The sequence below is a fragment of the Acinetobacter sp. 226-1 genome (genome assembly GCF_030329325.1).
Classification (GTDB): domain Bacteria; phylum Pseudomonadota; class Gammaproteobacteria; order Pseudomonadales; family Moraxellaceae; genus Acinetobacter; species Acinetobacter sichuanensis.
In genome coordinates, this window is record NZ_JACANU010000003.1 from 40,629 (window position 1) to 53,028 (window position 12,400).

At 38.0% G+C, this 12,400-nt stretch carries 12 protein-coding genes; 2 read left to right on the forward strand and 10 right to left on the reverse strand.

The window, feature by feature from the left end:
• The first annotated feature begins 530 nt into the window (after positions 1-530).
• A complete protein-coding gene (locus tag HX124_RS06225) occupies positions 531-2,177 on the forward strand; it encodes an acyl-CoA synthetase (protein ID WP_286382630.1) in 1,647 nt (548 codons plus the stop codon).
• 254 nt (positions 2,178-2,431) lie between these two features.
• On the opposite strand, the gene yjgA is transcribed toward HX124_RS06225, so the two are convergent.
• The 9 genes from yjgA to mazG form a co-directional block, all read right to left on the reverse strand.
• On the reverse strand, positions 2,432-2,977 hold the full coding sequence (gene yjgA / locus HX124_RS06230) for a ribosome biogenesis factor YjgA (protein ID WP_107006700.1): 546 nt from the start codon (positions 2,975-2,977) through the stop codon (positions 2,432-2,434).
• 2 nt (positions 2,978-2,979) lie between these two features.
• Positions 2,980-3,249 (reverse strand): HPr family phosphocarrier protein, encoded by a 270-nt coding sequence (locus HX124_RS06235; protein ID WP_065994388.1) that lies wholly within the window; start codon positions 3,247-3,249, stop codon positions 2,980-2,982.
• Positions 3,246-4,097, reverse strand: coding sequence for an RNase adapter RapZ (rapZ, locus tag HX124_RS06240; protein WP_107006701.1), 852 nt, complete (start codon positions 4,095-4,097; stop codon positions 3,246-3,248). The genes HX124_RS06235 and rapZ overlap by 4 nt, the downstream gene beginning before the upstream one ends.
• Before the next feature lie 25 nt (positions 4,098-4,122).
• Positions 4,123-4,968, reverse strand: a complete 846-nt coding sequence (gene panC / locus HX124_RS06245; RefSeq protein ID WP_107006702.1) for a pantoate--beta-alanine ligase — start codon at positions 4,966-4,968, stop codon at positions 4,123-4,125.
• Between the two features lie 2 nt (positions 4,969-4,970).
• Complete coding sequence (panB, locus tag HX124_RS06250; protein ID WP_286382631.1) at positions 4,971-5,780, reverse strand: 3-methyl-2-oxobutanoate hydroxymethyltransferase; 810 nt, start codon at positions 5,778-5,780, stop codon at positions 4,971-4,973.
• Between the two features lie 29 nt (positions 5,781-5,809).
• Positions 5,810-6,313: a 2-amino-4-hydroxy-6-hydroxymethyldihydropteridine diphosphokinase gene (gene folK / locus HX124_RS06255; protein ID WP_107006704.1), complete on the reverse strand. Its 504-nt coding sequence runs from the start codon at positions 6,311-6,313 to the stop codon at positions 5,810-5,812.
• On the reverse strand, positions 6,310-7,764 hold the full coding sequence (gene pcnB / locus HX124_RS06260) for a polynucleotide adenylyltransferase PcnB (RefSeq protein WP_286382633.1): 1,455 nt from the start codon (positions 7,762-7,764) through the stop codon (positions 6,310-6,312). Before pcnB ends, folK begins: the two co-directional genes overlap by 4 nt.
• Before the next feature lie 151 nt (positions 7,765-7,915).
• Positions 7,916-8,299: a ComEA family DNA-binding protein gene (locus HX124_RS06265; protein WP_502872703.1), complete on the reverse strand. Its 384-nt coding sequence runs from the start codon at positions 8,297-8,299 to the stop codon at positions 7,916-7,918.
• Positions 8,300-8,327: 28 nt separating this feature from the next.
• A complete protein-coding gene (mazG, locus tag HX124_RS06270) occupies positions 8,328-9,128 on the reverse strand; it encodes a nucleoside triphosphate pyrophosphohydrolase (RefSeq protein ID WP_286382634.1) in 801 nt (266 codons plus the stop codon).
• A 116-nt stretch (positions 9,129-9,244) separates the two neighbouring features.
• Between mazG and HX124_RS06275 the strand changes: the two genes are divergently transcribed.
• Positions 9,245-10,018, forward strand: coding sequence for an SDR family oxidoreductase (locus HX124_RS06275; protein ID WP_286382636.1), 774 nt, complete (start codon positions 9,245-9,247; stop codon positions 10,016-10,018).
• Positions 10,019-10,082: 64 nt separating this feature from the next.
• Here the strand turns inward: HX124_RS06275 and HX124_RS06280 are convergent, their stop codons facing one another.
• A complete protein-coding gene (locus HX124_RS06280; protein WP_107006709.1) occupies positions 10,083-12,389 on the reverse strand; it encodes a RelA/SpoT family protein in 2,307 nt (768 codons plus the stop codon).
• Positions 12,390-12,400 lie beyond the last annotated feature (11 nt).

The following is a 12,400-nucleotide window of genomic DNA, read 5'->3' on the forward strand; positions in this document are numbered from 1 at the left end:
TGATGCCCCGTACAATAGAGCATATCACCGCGAGATTATGATCGAGGAAGACCCTCAAGATAAAATCGGTGCAACATATTTAAAGTGTGAAAAATTTTACACCTTTCATGGTGATTAATAAACCTTTGTGAAGCATTTCATTCTGTTTTGACTCAATGAATTCAACATTTAAATTTTTTATCTATGATAAAAGTTACATAATATTTAAATTAAACTCAAACTGGCGCTATTTACCTTATTTTCAGTTGGATATAAAACAGCTTGAATATCTTAAAAATAGACTTCAGCGTTCACTTTACACCGATCTTCGTCATATTTTTTTATTGAAATAGAGATTAAGATTTGCTTATTTAACTTTCATTTTAATAAAAATCAGATATTTATAAAATATTTTTCAAAAATAAAAAAATTAAACTTTTCTCTACAATTCAAATTAGAATAAATACTCGACTAAAGCATAAATGCATTCAAGGCTTGATATGCATATCTTTTAAACATGGAAATTAAAACAAATACAGATGGAGCTAAACATGGTCAGTGCTTATGATGAATTACCGCGTACACCTGCCAACTTTGTAGCATTGTCACCGTTGCGTTATTTAGAGCGTGCTGCTTATATTTATCCACATCAGGATGCGATCGTACATGGTGCTCGTCATATCTCATGGCGTGAGACTTATACGCGTTGTCGTCAGTTTGCACATCAATTACAAAATTTAGGCATCAAAAAGAACGATACCGTTTCTGTATTGCTTCCAAATATTCCTGCGATGGTTGAAGCACATTTTGCAGTGCCTATGTCAGGTGCTGTACTCAACACCTTAAATACTCGTTTAGATGCAAAAACCATTGCTTTCATGCTTGAGCATGCCGAAACCAAAGTACTTTTGGTCGATCCTGAATTTGCTGCATTGGCGCAAGAAGCTATCACGCTGATTGATCAGGAAATCTATATCATTGATGTGGCAGATGTAGAGTACGAAAATAACGACTCTACTCCACGCATTGGTCAGATCGAATATGAAGACTGGCTCAAAGGCGGAGATGAAAACTTTGAATGGCATTTACCGCAAGATGAATGGGATGCCATCAGTCTAAATTATACTTCAGGTACGACAGGCAACCCGAAAGGTGTGGTCTATCATCATCGTGGTGCCTATATCAATGCAGCAAGTAATATCATTGCCTGTGGCATGACCCCACGTTGTAAATATTTATGGACATTACCATTGTTTCACTGCAATGGTTGGTGTTTTGCATGGACTGTGGCAGCCAATGGCGGTACCAATATCTGCTTACGTAAAATTGATCCTGAACTGATTTTTAAATTGATTAATCAATACAAAGTCGATTATTTCTGTGGTGCACCGATTGTATTGTCTATGCTGATCAATACACCAAAAGACCAACAAATCAAATTTGACCATCGTGTTGAAGTCATGGTGGCAGGTGCTGCACCGCCTGCGGCAATTATTGAAGGTATGCATCATATTGGTGTACAGGTCAATCATGTTTATGGTTTAACTGAAACCTATGGTCCATCTGCACTGTGTGCCTCACAAGCAGGTTGGAGTGAACTCTCCATCAGCGAGCAAGCACAGTTACATTCTCGTCAAGGTGTGCCTTATCCATTGCAAGATGGTATGCGTGTGCTTGACCCTGAAACCATGCAGCCCGTTCCTAATGATGGAACCACCATGGGCGAAATCATGTTCCGTGGCAACATTGTCATGAAAGGTTATCTGAAAAATACGCAAGCGACCGAAGAAGCCTTTAAAGGTGGGTGGTTCCATACAGGTGACCTTGCGGTTTGCCAACCTGATGGTTATGCCAAAATTATGGATCGCTCGAAAGACATTATCATTTCTGGGGGAGAAAATATCTCTTCTCTTGAAGTTGAGGAAGTACTGTATACCCATCCAGCCATCATGACGGCGGCTGTGGTGGCAAAACCTGATCCACGTTGGCAGGAAGTACCTTGTGCCTTTATTGAGTTAAAACAAGGTGCGACAACCACACCTGAAGAGGTGATCGAGTTCTGTAAACAACACTTGGCGCGTTTTAAAGTCCCTAAAGATGTGGTGATTGGTGAAATTCCAAAAACCTCAACAGGTAAATTACAGAAGTTTATCTTAAGAGATTGGGCAAAAGAACGCTCAGTCGGTGAGTTCAGTTAATCCCTAAAATCCCCCTCTCCTGTTTTAGGAGAGGACTTGGAAGAAGTGAAATAAACTCACAGACATGACTGATCAATTTATACAAAGATTTGCCTTATATTTGGCATATTATTTGGTAAAAGTTATTAAACTCAAATTCTCGCTCATTTTAAGCAATAAATTTATATGATCATAAAAATGTATAAAATCACCCACACAATAAAAAAACGACCCACAAAAGGTCGTTTTTACAATCAAATTCAAGTGAATAAAAATTACTTGGCTTTACCTTGCTCAGACAATAAAGCAACTTGCTGAACATAGTTTAAAAACTTCTGTTTAGACTCAGCCAACTCTTCTTCTGTCGCTTGCAATGAAATATCACGATGAATACGTAATACATGCTGACGCAAAGAATGACTTTCTGCTGCATTATAAGACTTACAAAACTCTTTAATCGCAGGATCTCGTTGTTCAATCATACGATCAACCCAACGATCTAATTGCGCTAGTTTTTTTATACCTTGCTTAGGTGTCAGATAAGACAAAATCACTGCCTCATCTTCATTGCGCAGTAATTTACCAATACGTTGAAACTGACGACGACGAGCCTCAAACGATGTAATCAACTGCACATCAAGCAATGCTTCAATCAAGCGCTCCTCAACAGGTAAAGCCTCAATTTGCTTTTTGGATAAGTCAGCAAGCTGCTCACCTAAAGCAGCCATACGTTGTACAGCTCTTTTCTGTTCTGATTTACTTGCACGTCCTTCTAAAGAATCAAAATCATCTTCAGTAAAACGTTGCGGACGACGTGCCACGATTATTCTGCCTCGTAAAATTTAGCTGCAAATAGTGCTTGAACTTCAGATAAAGCCTTTTCTTCATCTGCTCCGTCAATCACTAGACGCAAAGTGGTTCCTTTACCTGCTCCAAGCATAAGTAAAGAAAGGATGTTCTTGGCATCGACTAATTTATCACCCTTACCAATTTGAATCGAAGAACGAAACTTGGTGGTGACTTCAATGAGTTTTCCAGATGCCCGCGCATGTAACCCTAATTTATTAATTACGTCAACAGTTGTGTCAATCATGACCAGTGCTTCATTTCTCTATGTAATACTTGAATCGTCCATTTCGACTGTAGTGCTGCTTTCAATCGATCTACGATATAAACTGAGCGATGTTGCCCACCCGTACAGCCAATCGACACGGTAATATAATGTCGATGACCTTCAGAAAATGCTGGCAACCATTTGTTTAAAAAATGATAAATATCATTGTACATATCATTGGCTTGTGGACTGTCTTCTAAGAATTTTTTTACAGGTGCATCCAAACCCGAAAATTTACGTAACTCTAAATCCCAATGTGGATTGGGTAGATGACGCACATCAAAGACAAAATCGGCATCTAAAGGAATACCATATTTATAGCCAAATGATTGTAAAATCAAGATGAGTTTATCTGACTGTCCGAGTTTGGACAATAAGATATCTTTTAAATCGTGTACACTTTTATCAGAAGTGTCGATATGTACTGTTGCACGCAATTGAATAGGCAGTAATAAGCTTTTTTCTGCCTGTATACACTCATTTAAACTTTTAAAACGCGCTGATAATGGATGTGGTCGGCGAGAAGCACTAAAACGAGAAATGAGCTCTTGGTCACGAGTTGTCAAATAAATAACATCAACTTCACCTTGCTTTTGCAAGAGCTGAAAGACGTGATCAAAACCTTGTAAATCTGCCTGTGTACTTCGTACATCTACGCCGAGTGCAAGTTGTTCTAAATTATTTTCTTTATCTAATTTTTCAACAATTTCGGGTAGCAATACCAAGGGTAAGTTATCAATACAGTAATAGCCCAAATCTTCTAAAACCTGCAAAGCAGATGATTTTCCTGACCCAGATTGTCCTGTCACGATAAGTATACGCTTCATGGCATGGCGACCCTAATTTTTATTTTTAAGTAGAATGTTTGACCTGTAAATTATCAATCAAACGTGTTTTTCCAAGTTTGGCTGCGATGAACAATACAACATCTTGATCAAATTGACTAATCTTTTGCAAAGAAGGACTACGTGCCTCAACATAATCTACAACAAAACCAGCATCAGTCAGTTGACTACGAATGTCAGCCAAGACTGAATTCAAGTCCTGTCCATTTTGCAATTGTTTTTCAGCTGCCTGTAAAGTTGCGTAAATCGTTGGTGCAGTTTGACGTTCTTGTTCAGACAAATAACCATTACGTGAACTTAATGCTAAACCATCTGTTGCACGTGCAATCGGCACACCAATCACTTCAATCGCCATATTCAGATCACGGACTAGCTGTTTAATTACAGCCAATTGTTGATAATCTTTTTGACCAAAAAAAGCAAAATTGGGTTGTACAATATTAAATAATTTTGTGACAACAACCGCAACGCCATCAAAATGCCCAGCACGTTGTAAGCCACATAAATCGTTGGTAATTTCACCTACACTAATATTGGTCAAGCGTGGTTGATTGCCATACATTTGCTCAACAGAAGGTGCAAAAACAATATCACATCCAACTTCTGCTAATAAATGACTGTCATGCTCCAATGTACGAGGATAATTATCAAAATCCTCATTTGGTCCAAACTGAATTGGATTTACAAAAATACTGACCACAACGACATCACACAATTTACGTGCTGCACGAACAAGGTTTAAATGCCCTTCATGAAGATTTCCCATCGTCGGGACAAAACCAATGATTTTTCGTGCCGATCGAGCAGGATTTAATGATGCCGATAATCCTTGAATAGTGGTTTCAGTTTTCATGTTTATAGCTCGACTTGAAAAGTATGTTCAATTGCAGGAAATGATTGATCTTGCACTGCAATATGATACGCCTTAAATGCATCTACAATAGCAGTATCACCTGCCTGTTCTTTCATAAAGTTACGCACAAAACGTGCCACTTTACCAAAAGTAAGTCCTAACATATCTTGTACGACCAGAACTTGACCATCCGTTTCTTTCCCTGCGCCAATACCAATAACAGGTACATCTGGAAATAATTCTGTAATTTCTTGACCTAATTGTGCTGGTACACATTCAAGCAATAAAACTGCTGCACCTGCTGCGACAACAGCTTTACAGTCATGAATAAGCTGATCTGCTGCTTCACGAGTTTTTGCTTGTAATTTATAACCGCCAAAGACATGCACAGATTGTGGTGTTAAACCTAAATGCACACAAACAGGAATACCATTACGAGTCAATGTTTGCACAGTTTCAGCCAGCCATTCTCCACCTTCGAGTTTGACCATTTGCGCACCTGCTTGCATGACTGTTTTAGAATTTACTAAAGCGTCATTTAAGGTGGCATAACTCATAAATGGTAAATCACATAAAATAAATGAGTGCTGATTGCCACGGCGTACTGCGGCAGTATGATATGCCATATCAGCCACTGTAACAGGTAATGTTGAATCATGCCCTTGAATGGTCATTCCTAAGGAATCACCGATTAAGATACTGTCAATTTCAGCAACTTGCATTGCTTTTGCCATACTTGCATCGTAACAAGTTAAGCATGAGAATTTACGTCCTTGCGTTTTAAACTTTCGTAAATCACTTAGACTAATCATGACGATTTTCCTCTATCATTGAGAGTTTCTTAGCCTTCAACAGGCTCAATATCTGCCCAATGTGTATCAGCTAAAACTGTTAAAGTTGAATGTTGTACAAGTTCTAAGTTTTGTAAAGATTGACCATTAACTTCGAGTTTTGAGTCTAAGTCCAACAATGGAATCACTACAAAATCACGCTCTAAAATACCAATATGTGGCACATTGAGTCGCTCATTTATAATGTTTTTTTCAGCATAAAGCAAAAGATCTAAATCTAAAGTTCGCTCACCCCAACGACGCAAACGCACTCGACCAGACTCATTTTCAATACGTTGTAATTCATCTAATAAAGCCAATGGCGCTAAGTCTGTGACCAACTGCGCAACAGCATTATGATAATGAGGCTGATCTTGTGGTCCCATTGGCGGGCTATGATATAACTTTGAAACTTTTACAGCGCCTAATTGTCTAAGTTGATGCACAGCTTCTCGTAAAATCTGCTGTGAATCCCCTAAATTACTGCCTAAGCCGATATAAGTGATGACACTCATTGTGTTGGTCCAAAAACAACTTTGGCTAAGTCACGCTGCACACGTCTACGTTTTAAAATCGGATGATCAGGACTGATCTCTCCTGCTGTATGAGCAACGGTTTGTGGCACCGTTTTTTTCACTTCAGACTGTGTTTTACGTGAACGACGACTACGTGTTTCTGACTCTTTCACTAAAGGTTCAATTTGTGTAGAAACTTTAGCCTCTACACTTTCTTCAGTGGTTGTTTTACGACGGCTCTTCGCACGTTGACGATTATAGGTACTAATAGCACGCTCTTTTTCGTCTGTGGACATGTTTTGATAAGCATCCCACCATGCACCCATACCATTTGTTGAAGCATCACCAGACTTTTCTCTTAATAATAAAAAGTCAAAGCCTGCTCTAAAACGTGCATGCCCAGAAAGTGCTTCTATTTGCTGTGGTTTTGGGTTTAATAAACGATTTTGCATTTCCCAAACTTCACGAATAAACGTTTCTGCAAAACGTGGAATAATGGTTCGAGTCGCTTGACGTTTTAATACATCTAAACCTGCTTGTGCGCGTGCTTCAGCCGCAACCGTTCCTTTTGTATGGTAAAAACTACAACGTTGTAAATAATTTTCCCATAACAATACTGCGTAGAAAAATGCAGGATTGATGGTTTTACCGATTTGAATACGTTGATCTGTATTTGATGCAGCACGTTCAATAAATGGCGTGATTTCTGTTTTTAGATCAGCAAATAATTGTTGCCAAATTCCAAACTTAATCAACATTGGCATCACACGATGCAAATGCCCCATCGTAAATAACTTTTGTGATTCATCATATAAACGATGTGGTGAAACATCACGTAAAAGCTTCGTCATTTCAGGTGTAAAGATGTCTAAAATCGCAGCATCAATATTAAAATTCAGTTTTGCAGCAAAACGTAAAGTCCGTAACATACGTACAGGATCTTCTTCAAAACGTAATGCAGGATCACCTAATAAACGTAAAGTTTTTGTTTTGATATCATCAACTGCGTTACAAAAATCGAGCACAATACCTTTACGTGGTTGATAATACAAAGCATTAATAGAAAAGTCACGACGAGCAAAATCTTGCTCGATTGTTCCCCAATTATTATCACGTAAAATCATACCTGCAGATGAGGTAATGGCTTTTTTAGGAGGTGCTCGAAAAGTTGCAACCTCGATCAGTTCACGCCCCGAATAAACATGTGCTAATTCGAAACGACGACCAATAATTCGGCAACGACGACCAAAAACCTCTTTGATTTGAGAGGGTGTCGCATTGGTAACAGCATCGTAATCTTTAGGACTTTGTCCCAACATTAGGTCACGAACACCGCCACCCACGATATAAGCCTCATAGCCTGCTTTTGTTAAAGAATCAATAACATCTAAAATGGAAGAAGGTAATTGAGCGGTGGTTAACCCACACTTTGACGCGTGCAAAGTTTGCAAAAGACGCTGTCTCCTACGTCAGGACGTGAAAATTGTAATTATGCTAATGATATCTCTAACACAATCAAAGGGCAATTTGATTCTCTCGATCTTGTTTTAAATATTCAATCATCATGTACGGAATTTATCATTTTAACGATCTCAAAATCACCTAAAAACTCATCATTGCACGGTTTTTTTCCACCATTTTAGGACCAATTCCTTTCACATTTTGCAAATCATCTAAACTTTTAAACTTTCCATTTTGTTGACGATAATCCAAAATAGCTTGTGCTTTTTTCGCACCTATGCCATTCAACTGCTGCAATTGTTCCAAAGTTGCTGTATTAATATTGATTTTTGAACCCAACGACGTTGTGAGATTTTGGCTATTTCTGCTATTTGTCACATTCGGCTTTGCCAGATAATAATTTGCATCATTACCTTTCAAGCGTGTATCTTGCGCTTGTTGTTTTTCTTTCCATTTCACATAATTATCATCAAATTTTTCAGCATGACTCAGCATAGTTGAGAGCATACTGAAAAATAAAATCATCGAAAAACGTACTATTTTTTTTGAAAAATTAATCGATTGGTTTAGATTGTTGTTCATATAAAGCCTGTTGTTTTAAATATTGTTTGGCTTGCTCCCATAGTTGATCTAATTCTTCTAAATTCATCTGTTCTAATTTTTTATCTTGTTGTAATACTTGATCTTCTATAAAAGCAAAGCGCTTTTTAAATTTGTGAATCGTACTGAGTAGTGCCATTTCACTTGAAATGCCTAGTTTACGCCCAACATTGATCAATGAGAATAAGCAATCGCCAAATTCATCTACCATTTCATCGGATTTCCCAGCATTTACAGCAATTTCAAACTCAGCTAACTCTTCTTTTACTTTGCTATAGGCTTGTTCTGCATCTGGAAAATCAAAACCAATTTTTGCAACATTTTTTTGAATATTTTCAGCTTGAACTAGTGCTGGTGCATGTTTCACTTCATCTAAGCGCGATTGAGCCTTGCCTTGCTTTTCTTGCTGCTTAATCTTTTGCCAAAGTAGTGAAACATCATCAGGTGTTAATTGATCAAATTTATCTTTTTCAAAAACATGAGGATGACGACGAATCAGTTTTTGACAAATCGCCTCAACCACATCATTAAAATCAAAAGCACCTTGCTCACTATACATTTGTGACTGAAAAACAACTTGTAAAAGCAAGTCTCCTAATTCATCACGAATATCAGTCATATTGCCCATTCGTACGGCTGCCTCAACCTCATACGCTTCTTCAATCGCATAACGTGTTAAAGATTCTGGCGTTTGTTCACGATCCCAAGGACATTCCTGACGTAATTGCTGCATGATTGCTAATAACTTTTCCATAAAAATGTCCTGTATTTACAAAATATCGAAGAATGGTGCTAAAAACTTGTCACCGAAAAGTATTTTATGTTCAACTGGGACATGATTCATATATTTAAAATAAAAAGGATGTTGTGATGCGTCGAAGTATTTTTATTAGTGGAGCAGCACAAGGTATTGGTGCTGCAATCGCTCGAACTTTTTACCAGCAAGGCTATAAGGTAGGCATTTATGATATCAATGAAGCTTCAGCACAGCATCTTGCAGCACAACTCGGTAATCATGCCAAAGCAGGAAAGCTTGATGTCAGCGATTATGCGCAATGGCAAAATGCCCTAGAAGAATTTAGTGCTTGGGCAGGTCAGCTCAATGTTTTGGTCAATAATGCAGGAATTTTATACTCTGGTGCTTTTGAAAAAACGGATATTCAAGCACATCAACGCACAATTAATGTCAACGTTAATGGTGTTTTAAATGGCTGTCATGCTGCACTGCCTTTTTTAAAACAGGCATCTTTTGCACGCGTCATTAATGTTTCTTCTGCTTCTGCGATTTATGGGCAACCCGATCTTATCTCATATTCTGCCAGTAAATTTGCAGTGCGTGGTATCACAGAAGGCTTAGATGTAGAATGGCAAAAATATGGAATTCGTATTTTAGATGTGATGCCGCTCTTTGTACAAACAGCAATGGTGGCTGACATGGATGCAGCTTCAATTCAGAATATTGGTGTTGATTTAAAACCACAAGATATTGCTGAACAAGTCTTAAAACTCGTACAAAGTAAAGGAACGCTTTTTACCCAAACCCATCATCCTATCGGCTTAAAAACCAAAATCATGTATCAACTTTCAAGTATCAGTCCACAAATCATTAACCGTTTAGGCAATATATTTTTAAGTCGAAAATAAAAATTGATGCAATATCAGCAAATAAAAAACCTGCATTACGCAGGTTTTTTTTATCAGCAATGGATTAATTGCCTTGTACTAATCGTCTTGCACTAATAATGCCTGGTTGTTGTTCTAAACGTGCCAACAAACGAGAAAGTTGCGCCAAGCCCTTCACTTCAATCAATAATTTCATATTGGCAATACCATCTGATTCAGAAATGGTATTGACCTGACGAATATTGATCTGATCTGAAAAAATCACTTGAGTTAAGTCTTTCAGTAAACCACGTCGATCATAAGCCTCAACAACGATTTGCACACTTTGCCCACGTGTAGGCTGCATTTCCCAATCTGCCTCTACAGCACGATCAGGTTCATTCTTGATCATACGAAGGTAATCTAAGCATGCAACCTTATGAATACTTACACCACGGTTTAACGTGATATATCCAGCAATAGACTCACCATGTACAGGCTGACAGCATTGTGCGACATGGAGTTCAACATTATCCAAGCCATCAATTAAAATACCATGTGCCGATAAAGTATGACTTGCGCGTGGATTAAGTGTTGGTTTAAGAACAAGTTCTGGTTCATCTTGATCTAAATGCATATGACGATTAACTTGGTTAATCAATGCATGTAAACTAATATCACCACTCACCAATGAAACTAAAATGTCATCGCCAGATTTGACATTAAAGTGGTTACAATAATCACTTAAATCAATACTTTTTGGATGAATCGCTAAACGTGAAAGCTCCTTATTGAGAATTTCACGTCCAACTTCTAAATTTTTACTGCGGTCTTGTTGTCTAAACCAGTGACGCAGCTTGTCACGCGCACGTGCTGTCTTGATATAACCTAAAGAGTTGACCAACCAATCTCGGTTAGGCTCACGATCTTTTTTGGTTAAAATCTCAACTTGTTCACCTGTTTTCAAGGTATAAGTGAGTGGCACATAACGCTGATTCACACGTGCTGCATAACACTTATTACCCACCTCTGTATGCACATGATAAGCAAAGTCTAATACTGTTGAACCACGTGGTAACTCTTTAATATCACCATCACGACTGAAGACATAAATCTTTTCAAAACCTTCAAAGTCTTGAATATGTTCAAAATCTTCACTCTCATCTTCATTTGGATGCACATTGGTTTCATTACGTTCTTGATAATGCTCTAGCACAGAGCGCAATGAATGCAAACGATGATTAAATGAATAATCTGTGGTTTTAGAACCTTCTTTATAATTAAAATGAGAACAAACACCTAACTCAGCTTCTTCATGCATTTCTACAGTACGAATCTGAATTTCAAGCGATTTATTTTCAGCAATCACCGCTGTATGTAATGAGCGATAACCGTTTGCTTTAGGGTTGGTAATATAATCATCAAATTGATGTGGAATATGACGCCAAATCTGATGAACGATTCCCAAAGCGTGATAACACTCAGGAACCGATTTGACCAATACACGTACTGCACGAATATCATAAAGTTGATCGAAGCTCAGATTTTTACTCTTCATCTTGCGATAAATTGAATAAATATGCTTCACTCGACCTGAAATTTCAGCATAAATTTCATGCGCTGCCAATTCACCTTTGAGTTTATCCACTACAAATTGAATATAGTGTTCACGCTCAAGACGCTTTTCATTGAGTAATGATGCAATTTCTTTATAGCGTTCAGGTGCCAAATAACGAAAGGCTAAATCTTCTAGCTCCCATTTTAATTGAGCAATGCCTAAACGATGCGCTAAAGGTGAATAAATCGTTAAAATTTCTCGTGCAACACGTTCTTGACGCTCTCTTGGTGATTTTGCCAATTCACGCAATGCATAAGTACGTTCCGCCAATTTAATTAAAACAACACGCACATCTTCAGTCACAGAAATCAGCATTTTATAAATGCCTGACAAATGTTCACGTTGGTTATTATTAAAGTGGTCTTCTAAACGTTTATTTTTTTCAATCAGTTCAGAGAGTTTTCCCATTGCCAAAGTGCCTTTGACAAGGTTAAAAACATGCTCTCCAAACTTTGTTTGAATTTCTTCAAGCGTGGTAATACCTTCACGTACACTACGATATAAAACAGCAGCAGATAAGGTATCTTCATCAACATGTAAATGCGCCAAAATATCTGCCATACCAATTCCTGTTGCAAAGGTATTGGTACGGTTATTCACCATGGTCGCTAATTCTTTTTGTAAAACTAATTGAGCTACTTCTTGAAGCTGATGCAGCTCTGCACCGTCTAAAATTCCACGTACACGATCTAGCCAAGTCGCTAAAGCCTGTTGCGCTTCTACGGCATGTTCTACAGTCGCTTCCTCAGACAACTCATTTAGCTGTTCTGGAAGTTGTTCACGTACTGTGACCATACCTTTCTCCT